Annotated in this window: 28 protein-coding genes; 1 reads left to right on the forward strand and 27 read right to left on the reverse strand. The window is 58.1% G+C overall.

The annotated features are described in order from the left end of the window. Window positions 1–5: 5 nt before the first annotated feature. The 23 genes from rpsE to rpsL all read right to left on the reverse strand — a co-directional run bounded on the left by rpsE (window position 6) and on the right by rpsL (window position 13,612). Complete coding sequence (gene rpsE, locus ACQY1L_RS08340; RefSeq protein ID WP_062457730.1) at window positions 6–575, reverse strand: 30S ribosomal protein S5; 570 nt, start codon at window positions 573–575, stop codon at window positions 6–8. Between the two features lie 125 nt (window positions 576–700). Then, a complete protein-coding gene (rplR, locus tag ACQY1L_RS08345) occupies window positions 701–1,063 on the reverse strand; it encodes a 50S ribosomal protein L18 (RefSeq protein WP_062457734.1) in 363 nt (120 codons plus the stop codon). A gap of 12 nt (window positions 1,064–1,075) precedes the next feature. Next, window positions 1,076–1,609 (reverse strand): 50S ribosomal protein L6, encoded by a 534-nt coding sequence (gene rplF, locus ACQY1L_RS08350; RefSeq protein ID WP_430243764.1) that lies wholly within the window; start codon window positions 1,607–1,609, stop codon window positions 1,076–1,078. A gap of 42 nt (window positions 1,610–1,651) precedes the next feature. Next, on the reverse strand, window positions 1,652–2,050 hold the full coding sequence (rpsH, locus tag ACQY1L_RS08355) for a 30S ribosomal protein S8 (RefSeq protein WP_062457741.1): 399 nt from the start codon (window positions 2,048–2,050) through the stop codon (window positions 1,652–1,654). A 12-nt stretch (window positions 2,051–2,062) separates the two neighbouring features. Further along, window positions 2,063–2,368 (reverse strand): 30S ribosomal protein S14, encoded by a 306-nt coding sequence (rpsN, locus tag ACQY1L_RS08360; protein ID WP_062457744.1) that lies wholly within the window; start codon window positions 2,366–2,368, stop codon window positions 2,063–2,065. 33 nt (window positions 2,369–2,401) lie between these two features. Continuing rightward, entirely contained in the window at window positions 2,402–2,959 is a 558-nt protein-coding gene (gene rplE, locus ACQY1L_RS08365; RefSeq protein ID WP_062457747.1) for a 50S ribosomal protein L5, read from the reverse strand. Next, complete coding sequence (gene rplX / locus ACQY1L_RS08370) at window positions 2,952–3,260, reverse strand: 50S ribosomal protein L24 (RefSeq protein ID WP_062457750.1); 309 nt, start codon at window positions 3,258–3,260, stop codon at window positions 2,952–2,954. Before rplX ends, rplE begins: the two co-directional genes overlap by 8 nt. Window positions 3,261–3,272: 12 nt before the next feature. Beyond that, complete coding sequence (rplN, locus tag ACQY1L_RS08375) at window positions 3,273–3,641, reverse strand: 50S ribosomal protein L14 (protein ID WP_052638136.1); 369 nt, start codon at window positions 3,639–3,641, stop codon at window positions 3,273–3,275. 236 nt (window positions 3,642–3,877) lie between these two features. Then, window positions 3,878–4,114 (reverse strand): 30S ribosomal protein S17, encoded by a 237-nt coding sequence (rpsQ, locus tag ACQY1L_RS08380; protein ID WP_062457753.1) that lies wholly within the window; start codon window positions 4,112–4,114, stop codon window positions 3,878–3,880. Window positions 4,115–4,126: 12 nt separating this feature from the next. Then, window positions 4,127–4,327, reverse strand: coding sequence for a 50S ribosomal protein L29 (gene rpmC / locus ACQY1L_RS08385; protein WP_007770142.1), 201 nt, complete (start codon window positions 4,325–4,327; stop codon window positions 4,127–4,129). A gap of 12 nt (window positions 4,328–4,339) precedes the next feature. Further along, window positions 4,340–4,753 carry a 50S ribosomal protein L16 gene (rplP, locus tag ACQY1L_RS08390; protein WP_062457756.1) on the reverse strand — a complete coding sequence of 138 codons (414 nt, stop codon included), beginning with the start codon at window positions 4,751–4,753 and terminating at the stop codon, window positions 4,340–4,342. A gap of 38 nt (window positions 4,754–4,791) precedes the next feature. Further along, entirely contained in the window at window positions 4,792–5,529 is a 738-nt protein-coding gene (rpsC, locus tag ACQY1L_RS08395; protein ID WP_062457759.1) for a 30S ribosomal protein S3, read from the reverse strand. Next, window positions 5,529–5,918, reverse strand: a complete 390-nt coding sequence (gene rplV, locus ACQY1L_RS08400; RefSeq protein WP_062457763.1) for a 50S ribosomal protein L22 — start codon at window positions 5,916–5,918, stop codon at window positions 5,529–5,531. The genes rpsC and rplV overlap by 1 nt, the downstream gene beginning before the upstream one ends. A gap of 2 nt (window positions 5,919–5,920) precedes the next feature. Further along, on the reverse strand, window positions 5,921–6,199 hold the full coding sequence (gene rpsS / locus ACQY1L_RS08405) for a 30S ribosomal protein S19 (RefSeq protein WP_062457765.1): 279 nt from the start codon (window positions 6,197–6,199) through the stop codon (window positions 5,921–5,923). Between the two features lie 16 nt (window positions 6,200–6,215). After that, entirely contained in the window at window positions 6,216–7,049 is an 834-nt protein-coding gene (gene rplB / locus ACQY1L_RS08410; RefSeq protein WP_062457768.1) for a 50S ribosomal protein L2, read from the reverse strand. Window positions 7,050–7,060: 11 nt separating this feature from the next. Beyond that, on the reverse strand, window positions 7,061–7,354 hold the full coding sequence (locus tag ACQY1L_RS08415) for a 50S ribosomal protein L23 (RefSeq protein ID WP_062457771.1): 294 nt from the start codon (window positions 7,352–7,354) through the stop codon (window positions 7,061–7,063). Beyond that, window positions 7,351–7,971 (reverse strand): 50S ribosomal protein L4, encoded by a 621-nt coding sequence (gene rplD, locus ACQY1L_RS08420; RefSeq protein WP_062457774.1) that lies wholly within the window; start codon window positions 7,969–7,971, stop codon window positions 7,351–7,353. Before rplD ends, ACQY1L_RS08415 begins: the two co-directional genes overlap by 4 nt. 14 nt (window positions 7,972–7,985) lie before the next feature. Further along, window positions 7,986–8,627, reverse strand: coding sequence for a 50S ribosomal protein L3 (gene rplC, locus ACQY1L_RS08425; protein WP_430243770.1), 642 nt, complete (start codon window positions 8,625–8,627; stop codon window positions 7,986–7,988). A 37-nt stretch (window positions 8,628–8,664) separates the two neighbouring features. Then, window positions 8,665–8,973, reverse strand: a complete 309-nt coding sequence (gene rpsJ, locus ACQY1L_RS08430) for a 30S ribosomal protein S10 (protein ID WP_003547547.1) — start codon at window positions 8,971–8,973, stop codon at window positions 8,665–8,667. Window positions 8,974–9,285: 312 nt separating this feature from the next. Beyond that, window positions 9,286–10,461 (reverse strand): elongation factor Tu, encoded by a 1,176-nt coding sequence (tuf, locus tag ACQY1L_RS08435; RefSeq protein ID WP_092662037.1) that lies wholly within the window; start codon window positions 10,459–10,461, stop codon window positions 9,286–9,288. A gap of 94 nt (window positions 10,462–10,555) precedes the next feature. After that, window positions 10,556–12,655 (reverse strand): elongation factor G, encoded by a 2,100-nt coding sequence (gene fusA, locus ACQY1L_RS08440; RefSeq protein ID WP_062453161.1) that lies wholly within the window; start codon window positions 12,653–12,655, stop codon window positions 10,556–10,558. A gap of 33 nt (window positions 12,656–12,688) precedes the next feature. Then, window positions 12,689–13,159, reverse strand: coding sequence for a 30S ribosomal protein S7 (gene rpsG / locus ACQY1L_RS08445; RefSeq protein ID WP_062580266.1), 471 nt, complete (start codon window positions 13,157–13,159; stop codon window positions 12,689–12,691). Window positions 13,160–13,240: 81 nt separating this feature from the next. Further along, window positions 13,241–13,612 carry a 30S ribosomal protein S12 gene (rpsL, locus tag ACQY1L_RS08450; protein ID WP_042618537.1) on the reverse strand — a complete coding sequence of 124 codons (372 nt, stop codon included), beginning with the start codon at window positions 13,610–13,612 and terminating at the stop codon, window positions 13,241–13,243. Window positions 13,613–14,111: 499 nt separating this feature from the next. Here rpsL and ACQY1L_RS08455 point away from each other — a divergent pair, with 499 nt between their 5' ends. Beyond that, on the forward strand, window positions 14,112–14,405 hold the full coding sequence (locus ACQY1L_RS08455; protein WP_062453163.1) for a hypothetical protein: 294 nt from the start codon (window positions 14,112–14,114) through the stop codon (window positions 14,403–14,405). A 110-nt stretch (window positions 14,406–14,515) separates the two neighbouring features. Here the strand turns inward: ACQY1L_RS08455 and rpoC are convergent, their stop codons facing one another. From rpoC to rplJ, 4 genes are all read right to left on the reverse strand, one after another. Beyond that, window positions 14,516–18,724 (reverse strand): DNA-directed RNA polymerase subunit beta', encoded by a 4,209-nt coding sequence (gene rpoC / locus ACQY1L_RS08460; protein ID WP_092665502.1) that lies wholly within the window; start codon window positions 18,722–18,724, stop codon window positions 14,516–14,518. 188 nt (window positions 18,725–18,912) lie between these two features. Beyond that, window positions 18,913–23,043 carry a DNA-directed RNA polymerase subunit beta gene (gene rpoB, locus ACQY1L_RS08465; RefSeq protein WP_062454716.1) on the reverse strand — a complete coding sequence of 1,377 codons (4,131 nt, stop codon included), beginning with the start codon at window positions 23,041–23,043 and terminating at the stop codon, window positions 18,913–18,915. Between the two features lie 247 nt (window positions 23,044–23,290). After that, window positions 23,291–23,665 (reverse strand): 50S ribosomal protein L7/L12, encoded by a 375-nt coding sequence (gene rplL / locus ACQY1L_RS08470; protein WP_062453165.1) that lies wholly within the window; start codon window positions 23,663–23,665, stop codon window positions 23,291–23,293. A 55-nt stretch (window positions 23,666–23,720) separates the two neighbouring features. Then, a complete protein-coding gene (gene rplJ, locus ACQY1L_RS08475; RefSeq protein WP_062453166.1) occupies window positions 23,721–24,239 on the reverse strand; it encodes a 50S ribosomal protein L10 in 519 nt (172 codons plus the stop codon). Window positions 24,240–24,252 lie beyond the last annotated feature (13 nt).

The raw sequence follows: 24,252 nt of genomic DNA on the forward strand, positions 1-24,252 counted from the left end.
TCCTCTTATTCTTCCGACGCATTGCCGGAAGCGGCGCGGCGCGACTGCAGGGTGGCATACTTGAGGCCACGCTGAGCTGCTACGTCCTTCGGATGCACCTGGTGCTTCAGAGCGTCGAACGTTGCGCGAACCATGTTGTATGGGTTCGACGAACCAGTCGACTTCGCAACAACGTCATGGACGCCGAGCGTTTCGAATACAGCGCGCATCGGGCCGCCGGCGATGATACCGGTACCAGCCTTGGCCGAGCGCAGCAGAACCTTGCCGGCGCCGTGACGACCATTGACGTCGTGATGCAGCGTACGGCCGTCACGCAGCGGTACGAAGATCAGATCGCGCTTTGCAGATTCGGTTGCCTTGCGGATGGCTTCCGGCACTTCGCGTGCCTTGCCATGACCGAAGCCAACGCGACCCTTCTGGTCGCCGACGACGACGAGAGCAGCAAAACCGAAACGACGGCCGCCCTTGACGACCTTGGCGACGCGGTTGATCGCGACCAGCTTGTCGACGAATTCGCTATCGCGTTCTTCGCGGTTCTGGCGATCGTTGCCCGAACCTCTTCTTTCCTGTGCCATTGTCCTTTTCCTTTTTCTTTTGCGGGTGGAACGGCAGGTTGAGATTGTCCGGCGTACCGGACGTGATGCGGTAAAACCGCAAATCGCCCGGCCTCCCCTTCTTCAGGCAGACCGGGCGAAATTTCTTAGAAGCTCAGGCCGCCTTCGCGGGCAGCTTCAGCAAGAGCCTTGATGCGGCCGTGGTAGATGAAGGCGCCGCGGTCGAACACGACTTCCGTCACGCCAGCCTTGGCAGCGCGCTCTGCAACCAACTTGCCAACGGCAGCAGCTGCTGCAACGTCCGCACCGGTCTTCAGCGACTTGCGCAGATCGACGTCGAGCGTGGAAGCGGCTGCAAGCGTGCGGCCGGCCACGTCGTCGATGACCTGAACGTAGATGTTTTTCGAGGAGCGGTGAACCGACAGACGCGGACGGCCATTTGCGACCTTCTTGATCTGACGGCGAACACGGCTCGCACGCTTTGTGAGTGCTTCTTTTCTGGTAGCCATGATCCCGCGTCCTTACTTCTTCTTGCCTTCCTTGCGGACGATCCGTTCCTCAGCGTACTTGACGCCTTTGCCCTTGTAGGGCTCTGGACCGCGGTATTCGCGGATTTCCGCTGCTACCTGACCGACCTGCTGTTTATTAATGCCGGAGACGATGATTTCCGTCGGCTTCGGCACGGCAATGGTGATGCCTTCCGGGGTCTGATAGACCACGTCGTGGCTGAAACCGAGAGCCAGCTGCAGGTTCTTGCCCTGCAGCGACGCGCGGTAACCAACGCCGTTGATTTCAAGCTTGCGCTCGAAACCGTCCTTCACACCCTTCAGGATGTTTTCGATCATCGTGCGGGACATGCCCCACTTCGAACGAGCATCCTTGGAATCGTTGACCGGAGTCACCGAAATGGCATTGTCTTTAATTTCAAGCTTGATATCGTCGTTAGCGACGAAGAAAAGCTCGCCCTTCGGGCCCTTGGCAGTGACTTTCTGGCCATCAACCGAGGCCGTGATCCCTGCAGGAACCTGAACGGGCTTTTTACCGATACGAGACATTATTCAATCCTGTCTGTTCGCTAGGGAGATCCTTGCGCAGTCTTAGAAGACCGAGCAAAGAACCTCGCCGCCTACGTTCTGTTCGCGAGCCTGGTGATCGGCCATCACGCCCTTCGGAGTCGAAAGGATGGTGATGCCGAGGCCGTTCGCGACCTGAGGGATGGACTTGACCGATACATAAACTCGGCGGCCCGGCTTGGACACGCGGCCGATCTCACGGATCACCGACGCGCCTTCGTAGTACTTCAGTTCGATTTCGATCTCGGCCTTGCCGTTGCCGAAATCGGTTTCAGTGTAACCGCGGATGTAGCCTTCAGCCTGCAGCACGTCGAGAACGCGAACGCGCAGCCTGGAGGCTGGCGTCGAAACAGTCGACTTGCGGCGGGAAGCGCCGTTGCGGATACGAGTGAGCATATCGCCCAAGGGATCAGTCATGGTCATCTAACGATCTCCTTACCAGCTCGACTTGACGATGCCCGGCACTTTGCCGAGGCTGCCGAGTTCGCGAAGTGCAATACGCGACATCTTAAGCTTGCGATAGAAAGCGCGTGGGCGACCGGTGACTTCGCAACGGTTGCGGATACGCGTCTTCGAGCCATCGCGCGGCAGAGAAGCGAGCTTGATAGTTGCCTTGAACCGCTCTTCGATCGGAAGTTCCTGGTTCATGATGGTCGCCTTCAATACAGCACGCTTGGCTGCATGGTCCGCGACGGTCTTGCGGCGGCGCTTGTTCTTTTCAACTGCGCTGGTTTTCGCCATATCGGAGTTCCTTTTAAACGCTCGTCGTTACGGTTACTGGCGGAACGGGAAGTTGAACTCTTTCAGGAGAGCCCGTGCTTCGTCGTCGTTGGTAGCCGTCGTGCAAACGATGATGTCCATGCCCCACATCTGATCAACCTTGTCGTAGTTGATCTCCGGGAACACAATGTGTTCCTTGATGCCCATGGCGAAGTTGCCACGGCCGTCAAAGGACTTCGGGTTCAGGCCGCGAAAGTCGCGAACGCGCGGAAGCGCGATGTTGACCAGTCGATCCATGAATTCGTACATGCGCGCGCCGCGAAGCGTAACCTTGGCACCGATCGGCATGAATTCGCGAACCTTGAAGCCCGCGATGGAATTCCGTGCCTTTGTGATGACCGGCTTCTGGCCGGCGATCGCTGCGAGGTCGGCTGCTGCAACCGTTGGCTTCTTGCTGTCGGCAGTTGCTTCGCCCACACCCATGTTGATGACGATCTTGTCCAGCTTGGGGATCATCATGTCGTTGGAGTAGGAAAACTGCTCCTTTAGCGCGGCGCGGATGCGGGAAACGTATTCCGCCTTGAGCCGCGGCTCATACTTGGACTCAGCCATCGATCACATCTCCCGTACGCTTGGCGACACGCACCTTCTTACCGTCGACGACCGAGAAACCAACGCGAGTTGGCTTACCGTCTTTCGCGGCAACCGCGATGTTCGACAGATGGATGGACGCTTCCTTGTTGATGATGCCAGCTTCCTGCGTCTGCGACTGACGCTGGTGGCGCTTCACCATGTTGATGCCGCGAACGACCGCACGGTCTTCCTTCGGCATAACCTGGATTACTTCACCGGTGCGGCCCTTGTCCTTGCCGGTCAGTACGACGACGTTGTCGCCCTTCTTGATCTTCTGCATATCTCTCGCTCCTTACAGAACTTCAGGAGCCAGCGAGATGATCTTCATATGGTTCTTAGCGCGAAGTTCGCGCGGAACCGGTCCGAAGATACGGGTGCCGATCGGCTCTTTCTTGTTGTCGATGAGGACCGCTGCGTTGTTGTCGAAGCGGATGACGCTGCCGTCGGCGCGACGGATGTCCTTGGCGGTACGCACAACCACCGCCTTCATCACGTCACCCTTCTTCACGCGGCCGCGCGGAATAGCTTCCTTGATCGAAACGACGATAACGTCGCCGATCGAAGCGTACTTGCGCTTGGAGCCGCCCAGCACCTTGATGCACATGACACGACGTGCGCCGGAATTATCCGCCACGTCGAGGTTTGTTTGCATCTGAATCATGTCAGGTCGCCTTTTTCTAATGACCAACTATCCGCGCGCATGAATACGAACGGAGCTGGCTATGAACACATTTTCAGTATGCGCGGGATCGGTCTTGCCAAGGTGGTTTCCCTAAGTGGGACCTTCCGTGCGCTGAAAGCAAAAGAACGCTCGTTTCCGAGCGTTCTACGCCAGTGGCGTGCTTCTTACAGGATTCTGTGTCCGACGCAAGGGCCTGACGCAAAATCCTGAAGTCTTTAAGCCTGGGCGTTGATAACCGTCCAGGTCTTGTCTTTGGAGATCGGGGCGCATTCCTGAATGGAAACTACGTCACCAACCTTGAACTGGTTGTTTTCGTCATGGGCCTTGTACTTCTTGGACCGGCGAACGGTCTTCTGAAGCAAAGGGTGAGCGAAGCGGCGCTCGACGCGGACAACAACGGTCTTCTCGTTCTTGTCGGAAACGACTACGCCCTGCAGAATGCGTTTCGGCATATTATTCTTCCTTTAGGCCTTGGCTTCTGCCGCCTTCTGGCGGGCAATGGTTTTCACGCGAGCGATATCCTTGCGGACCTCGGTGATGCGCGAGGATTTCTCGAGCTGGCCGGTGGCCTTCTGGAAGCGCAGGTTAAACTGCTCCTTCTTCAGGTCAGCAAGCTTGTCCTTGAGCTGGTCGGCGGTCAGGCCGCGTACGTCTTCGGCTTTCATCGTGCCTTCTCCTTAATCTGCGATGCGCTGTACGAAGCGCGTCGTGACCGAGAGCTTGGCAGACCCGAGGCGAAGTGCCTCGCGCGCGATCTCTTCCGAAACGCCGTCGATCTCGAACATGATACGACCAGGCTTGACCTTGCAAGCCCAGTATTCGACAGAACCCTTACCCTTACCCATGCGCACTTCGGTCGGCTTTGCCGTGACCGGTACGTCTGGGAATACGCGGATCCATACACGACCCGCACGCTTCATGTAACGTGTGATCGCGCGGCGAGCCGCTTCGATCTCACGTGCGTTGACGCGGTTCGGTTCCTGAGCCTTCAGACCGAATTCGCCGAATGCGAGGTCGAAGCCACCCTTGGCAACGCCCTTGATGCGGCCCTTGAACTGCTTGCGGAACTTGGTACGCTTTGGCTGCAACATTTTATTACTTCTCCGAGCTTATCTTTCGCCAGCGCTAATCAAGCGTTTTCACGTTCGCGGCGACGGTCGCCACGATCGCCACGCTCACGGCTTGCCGGACCCTGCGCATCGCCTTCCAGCGCGCGACGTTCCGACGCCATCGGATCGTGCTCAAGGATTTCGCCCTTGAAGATCCAGACCTTGATGCCGCAGATACCGAATGCGGTTTCGGCTTCAGCCGTACCGTAGTCGATGTCGGCGCGCAGTGTGTGCAACGGCACGCGGCCTTCGCGGTACCATTCGGTACGAGCGATTTCCGCGCCACCGAGACGGCCGGCGCAAGTGATCTTGATGCCTTCGGCGCCAAGACGCATGGCGGACTGAACAGCACGCTTCATCGCACGGCGGAAAGCCACGCGGCGTTCGAGCTGCTGGGCGATCGACTGGGCAACGAGCGTTGCGTCGACTTCCGGCTTGCGCACTTCAACGATGTTGAGGTGCGTTTCGGAGTTGGTCATCGTGGAGATCTTCTTGCGAAGCTTCTCGATGTCCGCACCCTTCTTGCCGATGATCAGACCCGGGCGAGCCGAGTGGATCGTGACGCGGCACTTCTTGTGCGGACGCTCGATAACCACCTTGGCGATGCCGGCCTGCTTCAGCTCGGACATCAGGTATGCGCGGATCTTCAGGTCTTCATGAAGCAGCTGGCCGTATTCGGCGTTGTCGGCGAACCAACGGCTGTCCCATGTACGGTTGATGCCGAGGCGAAAACCGATAGGATTGATTTTCTGACCCATTATGCGGCCTCCCCTTTTTCCTCGACTTCGCGAACGACGATCGTCAGATGCGCGAACGGCTTTTCGATCCGCGATGCACGGCCACGGCCGCGAGCGTGGAAACGCTTCATCGTGATCGACTTGCCGACGTAGGCTTCCGCTACGATCAGCGTGTCGACGTCGAGGTCATGGTTGTTTTCGGCGTTGGCGATAGCGGACTCGAGAGTCTTCTTCACCGTGCCTGCGATGCGCTTGCGGGAGAACTCGAGTTCTGCCAGAGCGCGTTCAACCTTCTTGCCGCGGATCATGGCGGCAACCAGGTTTAGCTTCTGCGGGCTGACGCGAAGCGTACGGGCGACTGCCTGTGCTTCGTTGTCCTTCAGCCGGCGTTCGGTCTTTGCCTTCGCCATGATTACTTCCTCTTCGCCTTCTTGTCCGCGCCGTGACCGTAATAGGTCCGGGTGGGAGCGAATTCACCAAACTTGTGTCCGACCATGTCTTCGTTGACGCTGACCGGCACGTGCTTGTTGCCGTTGTAGACGCCGAACGTCAGACCGACAAACTGCGGCAAGATCGTGGACCGACGGGTCCACATCTTGATTACTTCACTGCGTCCGCCTTCGCGCACCTTCTCAGCCTTCTTGAGAAGATAGCCGTCAACAAACGGACCTTTCCAAACTGAACGAGCCATTTAACGACTTCCTCTCTTACTTCTTGACGTGGCGCGAGCGCATGATGAACTTGTCCGTAGACTTGTTCGAACGCGTGCGCTTGCCCTTGGTGGGCTTGCCCCACGGGGACACCGGATGGCGTCCACCAGAGGTACGGCCTTCACCACCGCCGTGCGGGTGGTCGACCGGGTTCATGACAACGCCGCGGTTATGCGGACGCTTGCCACGCCATACGGTACGACCGGCCTTGCCGTCGTTGATGTTGCCGTGATCGGGGTTGGAGACAGCACCGATCGAAGCCAGGCAGGAGCCCGGAACGAGACGCTGTTCACCAGAGTTGAGGCGCAGGATCGCCATGCCGGCATCGCGGCCGACGAGCTGCACATAGGTGCCGGCGGAGCGAGCAATCTGACCGCCCTTGCCTGGCTTCATTTCGACGTTGTGAACGATCGAACCAACCGGGATGAACTGCAGCGGCATCGTGTTGCCGGGCTTCACGTCGACAGCCTTCGAGGAAGCGATGACCTTGTCGCCTGCAGCAAGACGCTGCGGAGCGATGATGTAGGCCTGTTCGCCGTCCGTGTAGGTGACGAGCGCGATGAACGCGGTACGGTTAGGGTCGTATTCCAGACGCTCGACCGTGCCTTCAATGTCGAACTTGCGACGCTTGAAGTCGACCAGGCGATAGGTACGCTTGTGACCACCGCCGATGAAGCGGGCAGTGATACGACCGTTGTTGTTGCGACCACCGCTCTTGGACAGACCTTCAGTCAGCGACTTGAGGGGCTTGCCCTTCCAGAGGCCCGAACGGTCGACGATAACCAGCTGACGCTGGCTCGGGGTCGTCGGATTATAGCTTTTCAGTGCCATTTTTCTTTACCTCAGAGACCGGTGGAGATGTCGATCGTCTGACCTTCGGCCAGGGTTACGACAGCCTTCTTGACGTCCTTCTGCTTGCCGATGAAGCCCTTGAAGCGCTTCACCTTGCCCTTGCGGACCAGCGTATTGACGGCAGTGACCTTCACACCGAAGAGAGCTTCTACGGCAGCCTTGATTTCCGGCTTCGAAGCAGTCTTGGCAACGTTGAAGACGATCTGGTTATACTCGGAAACCAGTGTCGACTTTTCGGTGATCGAAGGAGATACGATCACATCATAGTGGCGAATGTCGGTCACTTGAAACGCTCCTCGAGGGCTTCAACCGCAGCCTTGGAAAGCACGAGCTTACCGCGACGCAGGATGTCGTAAACATTGATGCCCTGGACCGGCAGAACGTCCACATTCGGGATGTTCTGGGCCGCGAGCTTGAAGTTGCTGTCGAGCTCAGCACCGCCGATGAACAGCACGTTGGTGAGGCCGAGCGATGCGAACGTACCGACGAGAGCCTTGGTCTTTGCTTCAGAAGCAACCAGGTTGTCGATGACGATCAGATCTTCAGACTTCAGCTTTGCAGACAGGGCGTGACGCAGAGCAAGAGCGCGAACCTTCTTAGGAAGGTCATGCTCGTGGCTGCGGACGACCGGGCCGTGTGCACGACCACCACCACGGAACTGCGGAGCGCGAGCCGAATGGTGACGAGCGCGGCCCGTACCCTTCTGCTTGAACATCTTCGCACCGGTGCGAGCAATCTCGGAACGGCTCTTGGTCTTGTGCGTGCCCTGCTGCTTCTTAGCGAGCTGGTAACGCACCATGCGTGCGAGGATATCCTCGCGTGGGTCGAGGCCGAAAATCGCGTCCGACAGGGAAACCTGGCCGGCGTCTTTTCCCTCGAGGGTCTTGACGTTGAATTCCATAATAGCTGGCTCCCTTACTTCGCGGCCGACTTGACGGCGTCGCGAACTTCAATCCAGGCGCCCTTGGAGCCGGGAACGGCACCCTTGACGAGGATCAGTCCGCGGTCTTCATCCGTCGAGACGATTTCGAGGTTCTGCGTGGTGATACGCGTCTGGCCCATGTGACCAGCCATGCGCTTGCCCTTCCAGACCTTGCCCGGATCCTGGTTGTTACCAGTCGAACCGTGCGAACGGTGCGACACGGAAACACCGTGGGTCGCCCGCAGACCACCGAAGTTATGGCGCTTCATAGCACCGGCAAAACCCTTACCGATCGAAGTGCCGGTGACATCCACCAGCTGACCAGCAGCAAAATGATCGGCCTTCAGCTCAGTGCCAACGTCGATCAGATTTTCTTCGGAAACGCGAAACTCAACGAGCTTCGACTTCGGCTCGACGTTAGCGATGGCGAAGTTGCCACGCATAGCCTTGGAGGTGTTCTTTACCTTGGCGACGCCAGCACCGAGCTGAACGGCAACATAGCCATTCTTCTCAACAGTGCGCTGTGCGACGACCTGGCAGTTCTCCAGCCGCAAAACGGTAACCGGGATGTGCTCACCAGCGTCGTTATAGACGCGGGTCATTCCCACTTTCTGTGCAATTACACCCGAACGCATCGGTTCAATCCTTCTCACTCAGCTCGAGACATAAGCCTCAGAGCTTGATCTCAACATCGACACCTGCGGCGAGGTCGAGCTTCATCAGCGCGTCCACGGTCTGTGGTGTCGGGTCTACGATATCGAGAAGGCGCTTGTGTGTGCGCATCTCGAACTGCTCGCGGCTTTTCTTGTCGATGTGGGGGGACCGGTTAACCGTAAACTTCTCGATGCGAGTCGGAAGCGGAACGGGGCCCCGGACGCTTGCGCCGGTGCGCTTCGCCGTCGACACGATCTCACGCGTCGAAGCGTCGAGAATGCGGTGATCGAACGCCTTCAGGCGAATGCGGATATTTTGGCCGTTCATTCGACGTTATCCTTGTTTCTTGTTTCCACGTGCCAACGTTACAGCACGAGTTGTTCGTTATCCTAAGGCGGGACCACCAGTGTCAAAGATCGAACGGGTGCGCCAACAGCGGCAGTCCGTTCTCGTCTCCAGGCCGAAGGCCCACCTTAATGTCTTTGGCAATTGCCTGCCCCGATAAAACGAAGCAAGGCGCAAATAGCGCTCGCGCGCCATTTGCTACATTTTCATGTCATAAGCAAGTCAGCAGGGCCAACTTGCTTGAAAAAAGTGAACCGGGCGGGCCCCGAAGAACCCGCCCTGCCCTCTGATTTGTTACTCGATGATCGAGGCAACGATGCCGGCGCCGACGGTACGACCGCCTTCGCGGATCGCGAAGCGCAGCTTTTCTTCCATCGCGATCGGAACGATCAGCTCGACTTCAACGGTGACGTTGTCGCCTGGCATAACCATTTCCGTGCCTTCTGGAAGCGAAACGATACCGGTCACGTCCGTTGTACGGAAGTAGAACTGAGGACGGTAGTTCGTGAAGAACGGCGTATGACGGCCGCCTTCTTCCTTCGTCAGGATGTAGGCTTCTGCCATGAACTTCTTGTGCGGCTTGACCGAACCTGGCTTGCACAGGATCTGGCCACGCTCGACGCCGTCACGCTGTACGCCACGGATCAGAGCGCCGATGTTGTCGCCGGCCTGGCCCTGGTCGAGCAGCTTGCGGAACATTTCAACGCCGGTAACAGTCGTCTTGGTCGTGGCGCGGATGCCGACGATTTCGACTTCTTCACCAACCTTGACGATGCCACGCTCGACGCGACCGGTCACGACCGTACCACGGCCCGAGATCGAGAACACGTCTTCGATCGGCAGCAGGAACGGCTGGTCGATCGGACGCTCAGGCGTCGGGATGTAGGCGTCAACAGCTGCCATCAGTTCGCGAACGGCGTCTTCGCCGATCTTCTTGTTCGAATCTTCAAGAGCGGCCAGAGCCGAACCCTTGACGATCGGAATGTCGTCGCCCGGGAAGTCGTAGGACGACAGAAGTTCGCGGACTTCAAGTTCGACGAGCTCGAGAAGCTCTTCGTCGTCAACCTGGTCAACCTTGTTGAGGAACACGACGATTGCCGGAACGCCAACCTGACGAGCAAGCAGGATGTGCTCGCGGGTCTGTGGCATCGGGCCGTCGGCAGCCGAGCAAACCAGGATCGCGCCGTCCATCTGCGCTGCACCGGTGATCATGTTCTTGACGTAGTCGGCGTGGCCGGGGCAGTCGACGTGTGCGTAGTGGCGGTTTGGCGTCTCGTATTCGACGTGTGCCGTCGAAATGGTGATGCCGCGGGCCTTCTCTTCAGGAGCAGCGTCGATCTGGTCGTAGGCCTTGAATTCGCCGAAGTACTTCGTGATCGCCGCAGTCAGCGACGTCTTGCCGTGGTCGACGTGACCGATCGTGCCAATGTTGACGTGAGGCTTATTGCGCTCAAACTTGCTCTTTGCCATTTCCGGCTCTCCATTTTGCGTGAGCCCTCAAGGGCTCCAATTCTTGTTGTCGCCCCGGCACGAGGCCGAGGCGTATTGTGGATCGGTATTCCGATTACTTCTGACCGGAATACTTCGCCTGGATTTCGGTCGCGACGTTCGACGGAACCGGTGCGTAGTGATCGAAGGTCATCGAATACTGTGCACGGCCCTGCGACATGGAGCGCAGGTTGTCGACGTACTTGAACATGTTCGCGAGTGGCACGTGAGCGTTGATAACGATCGCGATGCCGCGCTGTTCCTGGCCCTGGATCTGGCCACGACGGGAGTTCAAGTCGCCGATAACGTCACCGACGTAATCTTCCGGCGTCACAACTTCGACCTTCATCATCGGTTCGAGAAGCTGTGCGCCAGCCTTCTTTGCCGCTTCACGGAAGCAAGCACGCGATGCGATTTCGAACGCGAGGACCGAGGAGTCGACGTCGTGGAAGGCGCCGTCCATCAGGGTTGCCTTGACGCCGAGCATCGGGAAGCCCGCGAGCGGACCCGAAGACAGAACGCTCTCGATACCCTTCTGAACGCCGGGGATGTATTCCTTCGGAATGGAACCACCAACGATCTTGGATTCGAACTTGAATTCGTCGCCATCTGGGTTCGGTTCGAAGACGATCTTGACGCGCGCGAACTGACCGGTACCACCGGACTGCTTCTTGTGCGTGTAATCTTCTTCGTGCGTGCGTGTGATGGTTTCGCGGTAGGCAACCTGCGGCGCACCGACAGTAGCTTCTACCTTGAATTCACGACGCATGCGGTCGACGAGGATGTCGAGATGCAGTTCGCCCATGCCGGCGATGATCGTCTGGCCGGATTCTTCATCCGTCTTGACGCGGAACGAAGGATCTTCAGCAGCCAGGCGGTTAAGCGCGAGGCCCATCTTTTCCTGGTCGCCCTTGGTCTTCGGCTCGATGGCGATCTGGATGACCGGCTCAGGGAATTCCATACGCTCGAGGATAACCGGGTGCAGCGGATCACACAGGGTGTCGCCGGTCGTGGTTTCCTTGAGACCTGCGAGAGCCACGATGTCGCCTGCAAAGGCTTCTTCGATGTCTTCACGGGAGTTGGAGTGCATCTGCAGCATGCGGCCGACGCGCTCGCGCTTTTCCTTGACCGTGTTCATGACGGCCGTGCCCTTGGTGAGCTTGCCGGAATAGATACGGGCGAAGGTGAGCGAACCAACGAAGGGGTCGTTCATGATCTTGAAGGCCAGCATCGAAAGCGGCTCATCATCCGACGGATGACGGGCGATTTCGGCTTCGGTCTTGACGTCGATACCGTTGATGGACGGGATGTCGAGCGGCGAAGGCAGATATTCGACAACGGCGTCGAGCAAAGGCTGAACGCCCTTGTTCTTGAAGGCCGTGCCGCAGAACATCGGATGGAACTTGACGTCGATGGTACCACGACGAACCAGCGCACGGATCTTGTCATTGTCCGGCATGATGCCGTTCAAGTAGTTTTCCATGGCTTCTTCATCGATATCGACGACCTGTTCGATCATCTTCTCGCGGTATTCGGCAGCCTTTTCCTTCATGTCGTCAGGAATCTCGACGACGTCCCAGGCAGCGCCGAGCGACTCGTCGCGCCAGATCAGGGCATTCATCTCGATCAGATCGATGACGCCCTTGAACTCGGTTTCTGCACCGATCGGGAGCTGCATGACAACAGCGATGGCGCCGAGACGGGTTTTGATCATTTCTACCGAGCGGTAGAAGTCAGCGCCGGTCTTGTCCATCTTGTTGCAGAAGATCATCCGCGGGACATGGTACTTCTCGGCCTGACGCCAGACGGTTTCCGTCTGCGGCTCTACGCCGGCGTTTGCGTCGAGAAGAGCGATCGCACCGTCGAGCACGCGCAGCGAACGTTCGACTTCAATGGTGAAGTCGACGTGGCCGGGAGTGTCGATGATGTTGAAGCGGCGCATCTTGCCGTCACGGCCCTTCCAGAAGGTCGTGGTCGCAGCGGAGGTGATGGTGATCCCACGCTCCTGCTCCTGCTCCATCCAGTCCATGGTGGCGGCACCATCATGAACTTCGCCGATCTTGTGCGACTTGCCCGTGTAGTAAAGAATCCGCTCTGTGGTCGTGGTCTTGCCGGCGTCGATATGCGCCATGATACCAAAGTTGCGGTAGTCTTCGATTTTATATTCGCGAGCCATAGGACTGCCTTTCGAAACTCGATCGGGTGAAGATTACCAACGGTAATGCGAGAATGCGCGGTTTGCGTCCGCCATCTTGTGGGTGTCTTCACGCTTCTTGACGGCGCTGCCACGGTTGTTCGAAGCATCCATGAGTTCGCCCGATAGGCGATCGATCATGGTGGTTTCGTTACGCTTGCGGGCAGCAGCAATCAGCCAGCGGATGGCGAGAGCCTGACGGCGCTCCGGGCGAACGTCGACCGGGACCTGGTAGGTTGCACCACCAACGCGACGCGAACGGACTTCGACGTGCGGAGCGACGTTGTCGAGGGCTGTGTGGAAGATGCCGAGCGGATCGGACTTGGCCTTGCCCTGCACGGAGTCAAACGCACCGTAGACAATGCTTTCGGCGACAGACTTCTTGCCGTGAAGCATGATGGCATTCATGAACTTGGTGACGATCAAATCGCCGAACTTAGGGTCCGGATTGATCTCACGCTTTTCTGCACTATGGCGTCGGGACATATTACTCGTCTCTCAAACGGTTTAGACGCTTTATCACGCGGAGAACCTCGCGCAGCGCCGGAAAATTGGAAATCCGAAGGATTACTTCGGACGCTTCGCACCATACTTCGAACGGCGCTGCTTACGGTTCTTGACGCCCTGGGTATCGAGAACGCCGCGGATGACGTGGTAACGAACGCCTGGCAAGTCCTTTACGCGGCCGCCACGGATCATGACGACAGAGTGTTCCTGCAGGTTGTGACCTTCACCCGGAATGTAGCCGATGACTTCGAAGCCATTGGTGAGGCGAATCTTGGCAACCTTACGCAGAGCCGAGTTCGGCTTCTTCGGGGTCGTCGTATAAACGCGGGTGCAAACGCCGCGCTTCTGCGGGTTTTCCTGCAGAGCAGGAACCTTGTTGCGCTTTACCTGTGCCTGGCGTGGCTTACGGATCAGCTGGTTTACGGTAGGCATATACCCATCCCTTGCAAAATCTTCTTTCAAGCCCCTTTCGGGACCATTCGGATGCCGTTTCCGGCGGCGACACACACATCTCCTCATGCACGAAACGTGGCCCGATCCGTATCCGGATGGACCACATAAGGCAGAGGACGCATTGAAAACGCGTCGTGCGTGCAGCATTCTTGTAGTCAACGTGCGTTTTTTGGAAACCTGTTTGAGGCGAACTCCGGAGAAAGACTCTCCAGACGCACATGTCTCACATGGTGTCCGATGCCGCGGCGTTTACTGACTTAACCCTTCTGCGTCAAGAGCTGGCCCGAAAATAATGGCGGAAAGCCTTGTTTACCGGGGTTTTCGATCGCCTGAAAAGCCGCCCCAAAACATTAAAGTTCGACCCCGGCATTTCCGTTTGGGAATCACTGAATATGGCAATAAAGGAGGTTTTGGAACATTCCTCGCTCTTGCCTCTTGATGACAATGAAGCGTCAGCCCCTTTACCTGGAGATTGCACATGGCAAACCCCGCCGATAACGACAACACGCTCGATGACCCGATGATTTTCATCATTATCGGCAAGGCTTACGAGACCAAGGGCGGCGAAGGCATCGAGATGCATGTCATTCTGCGCGCACCCGACGATGACTCCGCCGTACGCGAGGCGCTGAACGCGCTGACCGAAGAAGGCTTCCTAGAGGCCGACCTCGATCAGATCGGCGTCCTGACCGACGAGCCGCCGGAAGAGCCGCATGCATCCGCCTATCAGGGTGCGCTCGAAGGCGAAGTCGCGATCATCCGCTTCGACTAACCTGTTTCTGAATTTAGATAAAAGAAAACGCCCGGATCGCTCCGGGCGTTTTTTTGTCGTGCGTTCCTGAAAAGAGAGCGCCCGTTTCCGGGCGCCCTACCCTCGCAGCCTTATTCGGCCGGAGTCTTTTCCGGGTTCATGTTCTGCAGCATCGGTGTAGCCGAGCCAGCGCCTGAGCCCTTCTTGCGTTCCTCGAGGATGAGGTCGTCGCGCGAAGTGGCGATGCGGCGGATCTGCGTCATGGTGCCGCCAGTACCAGCCGGGATGAGACGGCCGACGATGACGTTTTCCTTCAGACCCTGCAGCGTATCCGTCTTGCCGGCGATTGCAGCTTCCGTGAGAACCTTTGTGGTTTCCTGGAAGGATGCAGCCGAGATGAAGGACGGCGTCTGCAGCGATGCCTTGGTGATGCCGAGCAGTACCGGGTCGCCGAAGGCAGGCTTCTTGCCTTCCTCGATGAGACGGTCGTTGGCATCGTCAAGCTCGATCCGGTCGACATTGTCACCGACGATATACTGGCTGTCGCCGCTATCGGTGATCTCGACCTTCTGAAGCATCTGACGAACAATCACTTCGATGTGCTTGTCGTTGATGACAACGCCCTGCAGACGGTAGACTTCCTGGATTTCGTTGACCAGGTAGGAAGCAAGTGCTTCCACGCCCTTGATCGCCAGGATGTCGTGCGGCGCAGGATTGCCGTCGAGGATGTAGTCGCCCTTTTCGATGTAGTCGCCTTCCTGAAGGTGGAAGGGCTTGCCCTTCGGGATCAGGTATTCGACTGCTTCGACACCGTCTTCGGCAGGCTCGATCTGGACGCGACGCTTGTTCTTGTAGTCGCGGCCGAGGCGGATCGTACCATCGATCTCAGCGATGATGGCGTGGTCCTTCGGACGACGAGCTTCGAACAGTTCGGCAACGCGTGGCAGACCACCGGTGATGTCCTTGGTCTTGGCGCTTTCCATCGGGATACGCGCCAGAACATCGCCCTGCGATACCTTGCTGCCCGGTTCTACGGACAGGATGGCATCGACGTTGAGGTTGAAGCGGGCGTCACCACCACGCGACAGCTTCATGATCGCACCCGAAGCGTCCTTGATGACGATTGCAGGCTTGAGATCGATACCGCGCGGGGTCGAACGCCAGTCGATAACCTGACGCTTGGTGATACCCGTGGATTCGTCGGTCGATTCCGATACCGAAATCGAGTCGACCATGTCCTCGAAGAACACCGTACCGGCGACTTCCGTCATCATCGGGCGTGTGTAGGGGTCCCACTCTGCAAGACGCTGACCACGACGAACCTTGTCGCCGTCATCGACATGCAGCTTCGAACCGTAGGCGACGCGCTGCGACGAACGCTCGACACCACGCTCGTCGAGAATGGTGACCGACATGTTGCGGCCCATCGCGACGAGAACGTTTTCCGAGTTGCGCAGCATGTTGCGGTTCTTGATCTGGATCGTGCCCTCATAGGACGCTTCCAGGAACGACGAGTCGACCACGTTAGCCGTACCGCCCAAGTGGAAGGTACGCATGGTCAGCTGGGTACCCGGCTCACCGATCGACTGAGCAGCGATAACGCCGACAGCCTCACCCATGTTGACCGGTGTACCGCGCGCAAGATCACGGCCGTAGCAGATCGAGCATACGCCTGTCTGAACTTCGCAGGTCAGTGCAGAGCGGATACGGATCGACTGAATGCCAGCCTTTTCGATCTCGATGACATCGGGCTCGAGGATCATGCGACCAGCATCGACGATGCGCTCACCCGTGACTGGATGATCGATGTCGTCGAGGGCCGTACGACCGAGAACGCGGGTACCGATGGACGCAACAACCTGACCGGCGTCAACGATGGCGGTCATGGTGAGACCGCTCTCGGTGCCGCAATCGACCATGTTGACGATGCAGTCCTGGGCCACGTCGACGAGACGACGGGTCAGGTAACCGGAGTTCGCCGTCTTCAAGGCGGTGTCTGCGAGACCCTTACGGGCACCGTGGGTCGAGTTGAAGTACTCGTTAACGGTCAGTCCTTCTTTGAAGTTCGAGATGATCGGGGTCTCGATGATTTCACCCGACGGCTTCGCCATCAGGCCGCGCATGCCGCCCAGCTGACGCATCTGGTTCGGTGAACCACGGGCGCCGGAGTGGGACATCATGTAGATCGCGTTCATCGGCTTCTGGCGACCGGTCTCTGCGTCGAATTCGACAGCCTTAATGCGGGCCATCATGTCTTCGGCGACCTTCTCGGTGGCCTTACCCCAGGCGTCTACGACCTTGTTGTACTTCTCGCCCTGAGTGATCAGGCCGTCGTTGTACTGCTGTTCGTATTCCTTCACGAGTGCTTCGGTATCACCGACGATTTTCACCTTCGAGTCCGGGATGATCATGTCGTCCTTACCGAACGAAATGCCAGCCTTGCACGCATGGGTGAAGCCGAGCTGCATGATACGGTCGCAGAAAATGACCGTGTCCTTCTGACCGCAGTGGCGGTAGACCGTGTCGATCATCTTGGAGATGTTCTTCTTGGTCATTTCCTGGTTGCAGGTCTCGTACGGCACCTTGAAGTTCTTCGGCAGAAGTTCGCCGATGATCATACGACCAGGTGTCGTTTCATAGATCTTGGAAACCGGCTTGCCGTCCTCGTCGACCGTCTTGAAACGACCGCGAATCTTGGCGTGCAGGGTGACGACCTTGTTTTCCAGAGCATGGTGCAGTTCGCCCATGTCCGAGAAGACCATGCCTTCGCCCGGCTCGTTCTGATTGAGGATCGACAGATAGTACAGGCCGAGAACCATGTCCTGCGAAGGAACGATGATCGGTGCGCCGTTTGCCGGATGCAGAATGTTGTTCGTCGACATCATGAGCACGCGGGCTTCAAGCTGGGCTTCCAGCGAGAGCGGCACGTGAACAGCCATCTGGTCACCGTCGAAGTCGGCGTTGAAGGCCGTGCAGACGAGCGGATGCAGCTGGATAGCCTTTCCTTCAACCAGGATCGGTTCGAAAGCCTGGATGCCCAGACGGTGCAGCGTCGGTGCGCGGTTCAGAAGAACCGGATGCTCGCGGATGACCTCGTCGAGGATATCCCAAACTTCTGGCTTTTCCTTTTCAACCAGCTTCTTCGCCTGCTTGACGGTCGAGGAATAACCCTTGGCGTCGAGACGGGCGTAGATGAACGGCTTGAACAGCTCGAGCGCCATCTTCTTCGGCAGGCCGCACTGGTGCAGCTTCAGTTCCGGACCGGTCACGATGACCGAACGACCGGAATAGTCGACGCGCTTGCCGAGAAGGTTCTGGCGGAAGCGGCCCTGCTTGCCCTTGAGCATGTCGGACAGCGACTTCAGCGGACGCTTGTTGGCACCGGTGATGACGCGGCCACGACGGCCGTTGTCGAACAGCGCGTCGACAGATTCCTGCAGCATGCGCTTTTCGTTGCGGATGATGATGCCGGGAGCGCGCAGTTCGATCAGGCGCTTCAGACGGTTGTTACGGTTGATGACGCGGCGGTACAGATCGTTGAGGTCGGACGTCGCGAAACGGCCGCCGTCAAGCGGAACCAGCGGGCGTAGGTCCGGCGGGATGACCGGAACGACCTTCATGATCATCCATTCCGGGCGGTTGCCGGATTCCATGAAGTTCTCGACGATCTTCAGGCGCTTCATCAGCTTCTTCTGCTTGAGATCCGAAGTGGTCTCAGCAAGGTCCGTGCGAAGGTCACCAGCGATCTTTTCGAGATTCATCGATGCCAGCATCTCGTAGATGGCTTCAGCACCGATCATCGCCGTGAACTGATCTTCACCGAACTCGTCGATGGCGATCATGTATTCCTCTTCCGACAGAAGCTGATTTTCCTTCAGCGACGTCAGGCCAGGCTCGGTGACGATGTAGTTCTCGAAATACAGAACGCGTTCGACATCCTTCAGCGTCATATCGAGCAGGGTCGAGATGCGCGAAGGCAGCGACTTCAGGAACCAGATGTGGGCAACCGGAGCAGCCAGCTCGATATGGCCCATGCGTTCGCGGCGAACGCGCGACAGCGTGACTTCAACGCCGCACTTTTCGCAGATGATGCCCTTGTACTTCATGCGCTTGTACTTGCCGCACAGGCATTCGTAGTCCTTGATAGGTCCGAAAATGCGCGCGCAGAAAAGACCATCGCGTTCAGGCTTGAACGTACGATAGTTGATCGTTTCCGGCTTCTTGATCTCGCCGTAGGACCACGACAGGATCTTTTCCGGGCTCGCAATCGAGATCCGGATCGAATCGAAGTGCTGTGCGGGCACTGTCGGGTTGAAAAGGTTCATGACCTCTTGGTTCATGCCTGTCTCCTTGATGGGGCGTAACGCCCTCAGTCGGGTCGCGGTACCGGCAAATTCCCGGGATGCCGATCCTCGATCCATAAATGACAATAACCGCAGAATGCGGCAAAACTCCCCTCACCCGATGCAAACTCCACCGGTGGAGGGAATGGCGTGCGCGGTTGCCCCCGCACGCCCCTTGTCAAATTTTATTCAGCCGCGTCGGGCAGTGCGTCAGCCGTATCGAGCTTGGAATTTTCCAGTTCGACCGACAGACCCAGCGAGCGCATTTCCTTGACGAGAACGTTGAAGCTCTCCGGAATGCCTGCCTCGAACGTGTCATCGCCTCGGACGATCGCCTCGTAGACCTTGGTACGACCTGCCACGTCGTCCGACTTCACCGTCAGCATTTCCTGCAGGGTGTAGGCGGCGCCGTAAGCTTCCAGAGCCCAGACTTCCATTTCCCCGAAGCGCTGACCACCGAACTGAGCCTTACCACCGAGCGGCTGCTGGGTGACGAGCGAGTACGGACCAATCGAACGCGCGTGGATCTTGTCGTCCACAAGGTGGTTCAGCTTGATCATGTACATGTAGCCAACAGTCACCTGACGGTCGAAGGCTTCACCGGTACGACCGTCGTACAAGGTCGACTGACCGCTTTCGTGCAGACCGGCCTTCTTCAGCATCGAAGCAACGTCCGGTTCATGCGCACCGTCGAAAACCGGCGTTGCGATGGAGACGCCCTTGCGGGACTGTTCGGCAAGTCTGACCAGAGAGTCATCGTCGAAGTCGACGACTTCGTTCTTGGCCTCACTGGCATACACGTCGGTCAGAACTGTCTTCAGCTCGCCGATGTCCATGGTCTTGCGGTATTCGTCGAGGAGCTCGCCGATCTTCTTACCCATGCCGGCGCAAGCCCAGGCAAGGTGGGTTTCGAGGATCTGACCGACGTTCATGCGCGACGGCACGCCCAGCGGGTTCAAGCAGATGTCGACATGGGTTCCGTCTTCGAGGAACGGCATGTCTTCGACAGGCACGATACGCGAAACGACGCCCTTGTTACCGTGACGGCCGGCCATCTTGTCGCCCGGCTGGATCTTGCGCTTCACAGCAACAAAGACCTTGACCATCTTCATGACGCCCGGAGGCATTTCGTCGCCGCGCTGGACCTTTTCGACCTTGTCCATGAAGCGATGCTCGAGCAGCGACTTCGACTCGTCGTACTGACCACGCAGTGCTTCGATCTCGCCCTGGACCTTTTCGTCTTCGACCGCGAACATCCACCACTGGGAGCGGGGATATTCGGAGACGACGGCGTTGGAGAGCTCGACGCCCTTCTTGAAGCCCTTCGGACCGGCGACAGACGCCTGACCACGGAGCATCTCGATCAGACGGCCGTAGACGTTACGGTCGAGGATCGCCTGTTCGTCGTCGCGGTCCTTGGCGAGGCGTTCGATTTCCTCGCGTTCGATCGCCATCGCACGTTCGTCCTTTTCGACGCCGTGACGGTTGAAGACGCGAACTTCGACGACGGTGCCGAACGTGCCCGGAGGCATACGCATGGACGTGTCGCGAACGTCGGAAGCCTTTTCACCGAAGATGGCGCGCAGAAGCTTTTCTTCAGGCGTCATCGGGCTTTCGCCCTTCGGTGTGATCTTGCCGACGAGGATGTCGCCCGGCTGAACTTCGGCGCCGATATAGACGATGCCGGCTTCGTCGAGGTTCTTCAGCGCTTCTTCCGATACGTTCGGAATGTCGCGCGTGATTTCTTCAGGACCAAGCTTCGTGTCACGCGCCATCACTTCGAATTCTTCGATGTGGATGGAGGTGAACACGTCGTCAGACACGATGCGCTCGGACATGAGGATCGAGTCTTCGTAGTTGTAGCCGTTCCAAGGCATGAACGCGACGAGCGCGTTGCGGCCAAGAGCCAGGTCACCGAGGTCGGTCGAAGGACCGTCAGCGATGATGTCGCCCTTGTTCAGAATGTCGCCGACGGCGACCAGCGGACGCTGGTTGACGCAGGTGTTCTGGTTGGAGCGCTGGAACTTCTGCAGGCGGTAGATATCGACGCCGGACTTGCCGGATTCGAGGTCTTCCGTCGCACGGATAACGATACGGGTCGCATCCACCTGGTCCACAACACCGCTACGGCGGGCAGCAATAGCCGCGCCGGAGTCACGCGCAACCACAGGCTCCATGCCGGTGCCGACGAACGGCGCTTCGGCGCGAACCAGCGGAACCGCCTGACGCTGCATGTTGGACCCCATGAGGGCGCGGTTGGCGTCGTCGTTTTCGAGGAACGGGATCAGAGCCGCTGCGACGGAGACGAGCTGCTTTGGCGAAACGTCCATCAGGTTGACGGTGTCGCGCGGTGACAGCATGACTTCGCCGGAATGGCGGCAGACCACGAACTCTTCAACGAAGGTGCCTTCGGAGGTGAGTTCCGAGTTCGCCTGCGCAACGTAGTACTTCGCCTCTTCCATAGCGGAGAGATAGACGACGTCCTTCGTCACCTTGCCGTCGATGATCTTGCGGTACGGGCTTTCGATGAAGCCGTACTTGTTCACACGGGCGAAGGTTGCGAGCGAGTTGATCAGACCGATATTCGGGCCTTCCGGCGTTTCGATCGGGCAGATACGGCCGTAGTGGGTCGGGTGAACGTCGCGGACTTCGAAGCCTGCGCGCTCGCGGGTCAGACCACCCGGGCCAAGTGCCGAAAGACGACGCTTGTGGGTGATTTCCGAAAGCGGGTTCACCTGGTCCATGAACTGCGACAGCTGCGAGGAACCGAAGAATTCGCGAACCGCGGCAGCAGCCGGCTTCGCGTTGATCAGGTCCTGCGGCATCACGGTGTCGATCTCGATCGACGACATGCGTTCCTTGATGGCGCGCTCCATGCGGAGCAGACCCAGACGGTACTGATTTTCCATCAGTTCGCCGACAGAACGAACGCGGCGGTTGCCGAGGTTGTCGATGTCGTCGATTTCGCCCTTGCCGTCACGCAGTTCGACGAGCATGCGGACCACGGCCAGGATATCGTCCTTGCGCAGAACGCGCATCGTGTCTGGAGCGTCGACGTCGAGACGCATGTTCATCTTCACGCGGCCGACGGCGGAGAGATCGTAACGCTCCGAATCGAAGAACAGCGAATTGAACATGGCTTCGGCCGAGTCCATCGTCGGCGGCTCGCCCGGACGCATGACGCGGTAGATGTCGAACAGTGCATCCTGACGATGCTCGTTCTTGTCTGCGGCCAGCGTGTTGCGGATGTAGGCGCCAACATTGATGTGGTCGATGCCGAGAACCGGGATCTCGTCGAAACCGTGGTCGAGGATGACCTTGAGGGTCTTCTCGTCGATTTCGTCGCCGGCTTCGAGATAGATCTCACCCGTCGAGTAGTTGACGATGTCTTCGGCCAGATAGTTGCCGTAGAGGTCGTCATTCGTTGCCTTGATGGCCTTGAGGCCCTTCTCGGTCAGCGAACGAAGCAGACGCGGGGTCAGCTTCTTGCCGGATTCCACAACGACTTCGCCGGTGTCGGCGTCAACCATTTCCGACAGCGCCTTGGCACCCTTGAGGGTCTCGGCGTTGAACGGAATGCGCCAGCCTTCGCCGTCGCGAACATAGTTGGACTTCGTATAGAACGTCGACAGGATTTCTTCGCCGTCCATGCCAAGTGCCATCAGCAGCGACGAGACGGGGATCTTGCGGCGACGGTCGATACGCGCGTAGACGATATCCTTGGCGTCGAATTCGATGTCGAGCCAGGAACCGCGATACGGAATGACGCGAGCAGCGAAAAGCAGCTTGCCGGAAGAGTGGCTCTTGCCCTTGTCGTGGTCGAAGAACACGCCTGGCGAACGGTGCATCTGAGACACGATGACGCGCTCGGTACCGTTCACGATGAACGTGCCGTTGTCGGTCATGAGCGGCATGTCGCCCATGTAGACGGACTGTTCCTTGATGTCCTTGATGGACTTCGCGCCCGTATCCTCGTCGATATCAAACACGATGAGACGCAGCGTCACCTTGAGAGGCGCCGCGTAGGTCAGATCGCGCTGACGGCATTCTTCAACGTCGAATTTAGGCGGTTCGAATTCGTAGGACACGAATTCGAGCATGGAAGCGCCGGAGAAATCGCTGATCGGGAAGACAGACCTGAACACGGAGTTCAAACCTTCGTCCGGACGACCACCCTTCGGCTCTTCAACCATCAGAAACTGATCGTAAGACGCCTTCTGAACCTCGATAAGGTTCGGCATTTCTGTGACTTCGGGGATTTTCCCAAAAAACTTGCGTACGCGCCTGCGACCGTTAAATGAAAGGGTCTGAGCCATCGTCGCTCCTTCAAAATTGCATCCGGGCCTGCAACGGACGGGGTTCGCTGGCCAGTCGATCCCGTCGAACATGGTATTCTCAAACTCGTCCTACTTCCCGAAAGCGAAAGGCCGGATTGCCTTCTCGGTTCGGTTCAGGACCATCCTCTTGAGAACCCATTACCCAGGGGCCGTTTTCACGATCCCTGGGTAATAGTTTCGGAGGAAGAAAGCGGGGGAGACTGATCTCCCCCACCGTATTCCGATATTACTTGACGTCGACCTTGGCGCCTGCGTCTTCAAGCTTCTTCTTGAGGTCTGCAGCTTCAGCCTTGGAAACGGCTTCCTTGACAGCCTTAGGAGCGCCTTCGACGAGGTCCTTAGCTTCCTTCAGGCCGAGACCTGTGATTGCGCGGACTTCCTTGATGACGTTGATCTTGTTAGCGCCGGCTTCAACGAGGATAACGTCGAATTCGGTCTTTTCTTCTTCAACGACAGCAGCAGCACCGCCGCCAGCAGCAGCTGCTGCGACAGGAGCAGCAGCCGAAACGCCCCACTTTTCTTCGAGCATCTTGGAAAGCTCAGCAGCTTCCAGAACGGTCAGGGCGGACAGGTCTTCAACGATCTTTGCGAGATCAGCCATTTTATCAGTTCCTTATCTTCGGTTCGAACTTGGTTTTGAACAGCGAAAAACCGCCTTACGCGGCTTCGTCCTTCTTTGAGTAAGCCGCAAACACGCGAGCAAGCTGAGCTGCTGGTGCGGATACAACCGTTGCAATGCGGGTAGCCGGGGCGTTCAAGAGGCCCAGCAGCTTGCCACGAAGCTCGTCCAGCGAAGGCAGGGTCGCAAGCGACTTGACTGCTTCTGCGTTGAGCGTGGTTGTTCCCATGGCTCCACCGAGGACAACGATCTTGTCGTTGGTCTTGGCGAAATCCACGACGACTTTGGGAGCAGTGATCGGGTCATTGCTGTAGGCAATGAGTGTCTGACCGGTGAAGAGATCGGAGATCCCTTCTGCTTCCGTACCCTGAAGAGCGATCTTGGCCAGGCGGTTCTTCGCGACTTTGACGGTGCCGCCAGCAGCACGCATTTTTGAACGGAAGTCGTTCATCTGCGCAACGGTGACACCAGCATAGTGGGCCACGACAACTGAACCAGAAGCCTTGAAGACTTCATTCAGCTCCGTGACGAATTCGCGTTTTTCCGCTCTTTCCACTGTCTGTCTCCAG

It is taken from the genome of Neorhizobium sp. DAR64862/K0K3 (assembly GCF_050500185.1).
Lineage (GTDB): Bacteria > Pseudomonadota > Alphaproteobacteria > Rhizobiales > Rhizobiaceae > Neorhizobium > Neorhizobium soli.

Coding starts and splice junctions, on each gene's coding strand:
- rpsE (WP_062457730.1), bottom strand. CDS start 575: ATGGCACAGGAAAGAAGAGGTTCGGGCAACGATCGCCAGAACCGCGAA.
- rplR (WP_062457734.1), bottom strand. CDS start 1,063: ATGGCTACCAGAAAAGAAGCACTCACAAAGCGTGCGAGCCGTGTTCGC.
- rplF (WP_430243764.1), bottom strand. CDS start 1,609: ATGTCTCGTATCGGTAAAAAGCCCGTTCAGGTTCCTGCAGGGATCACG.
- rpsH (WP_062457741.1), bottom strand. CDS start 2,050: ATGACCATGACTGATCCCTTGGGCGATATGCTCACTCGTATCCGCAAC.
- rpsN (WP_062457744.1), bottom strand. CDS start 2,368: ATGGCGAAAACCAGCGCAGTTGAAAAGAACAAGCGCCGCCGCAAGACC.
- rplE (WP_062457747.1), bottom strand. CDS start 2,959: ATGGCTGAGTCCAAGTATGAGCCGCGGCTCAAGGCGGAATACGTTTCC.
- rplX (WP_062457750.1), bottom strand. CDS start 3,260: ATGCAGAAGATCAAGAAGGGCGACAACGTCGTCGTACTGACCGGCAAG.
- rplN (WP_052638136.1), bottom strand. CDS start 3,641: ATGATTCAGATGCAAACAAACCTCGACGTGGCGGATAATTCCGGCGCA.
- rpsQ (WP_062457753.1), bottom strand. CDS start 4,114: ATGCCGAAACGCATTCTGCAGGGCGTAGTCGTTTCCGACAAGAACGAG.
- rpmC (WP_007770142.1), bottom strand. CDS start 4,327: ATGAAAGCCGAAGACGTACGCGGCCTGACCGCCGACCAGCTCAAGGAC.
- rplP (WP_062457756.1), bottom strand. CDS start 4,753: ATGTTGCAGCCAAAGCGTACCAAGTTCCGCAAGCAGTTCAAGGGCCGC.
- rpsC (WP_062457759.1), bottom strand. CDS start 5,529: ATGGGTCAGAAAATCAATCCTATCGGTTTTCGCCTCGGCATCAACCGT.
- rplV (WP_062457763.1), bottom strand. CDS start 5,918: ATGGCGAAGGCAAAGACCGAACGCCGGCTGAAGGACAACGAAGCACAG.
- rpsS (WP_062457765.1), bottom strand. CDS start 6,199: ATGGCTCGTTCAGTTTGGAAAGGTCCGTTTGTTGACGGCTATCTTCTC.
- rplB (WP_062457768.1), bottom strand. CDS start 7,049: ATGGCACTGAAAAGCTATAATCCGACGACCCCGAGCCAGCGTCAGCTG.
- rplD (WP_062457774.1), bottom strand. CDS start 7,971: ATGGAATTCAACGTCAAGACCCTCGAGGGAAAAGACGCCGGCCAGGTT.
- rplC (WP_430243770.1), bottom strand. CDS start 8,627: ATGCGTTCGGGTGTAATTGCACAGAAAGTGGGAATGACCCGCGTCTAT.
- rpsJ (WP_003547547.1), bottom strand. CDS start 8,973: ATGAACGGCCAAAATATCCGCATTCGCCTGAAGGCGTTCGATCACCGC.
- tuf (WP_092662037.1), bottom strand. CDS start 10,461: ATGGCAAAGAGCAAGTTTGAGCGCAATAAGCCTCACGTCAACATTGGC.
- fusA (WP_062453161.1), bottom strand. CDS start 12,655: ATGGCTCGCGAATATAAAATCGAAGACTACCGCAACTTTGGTATCATG.
- rpsG (WP_062580266.1), bottom strand. CDS start 13,159: ATGTCCCGACGCCATAGTGCAGAAAAGCGTGAGATCAATCCGGACCCT.
- rpsL (WP_042618537.1), bottom strand. CDS start 13,612: ATGCCTACCGTAAACCAGCTGATCCGTAAGCCACGCCAGGCACAGGTA.
- ACQY1L_RS08455 (WP_062453163.1), top strand. CDS start 14,112: ATGGCAAACCCCGCCGATAACGACAACACGCTCGATGACCCGATGATT.
- rpoC (WP_092665502.1), bottom strand. CDS start 18,724: ATGAACCAAGAGGTCATGAACCTTTTCAACCCGACAGTGCCCGCACAG.
- rpoB (WP_062454716.1), bottom strand. CDS start 23,043: ATGGCTCAGACCCTTTCATTTAACGGTCGCAGGCGCGTACGCAAGTTT.
- rplL (WP_062453165.1), bottom strand. CDS start 23,665: ATGGCTGATCTCGCAAAGATCGTTGAAGACCTGTCCGCCCTGACCGTT.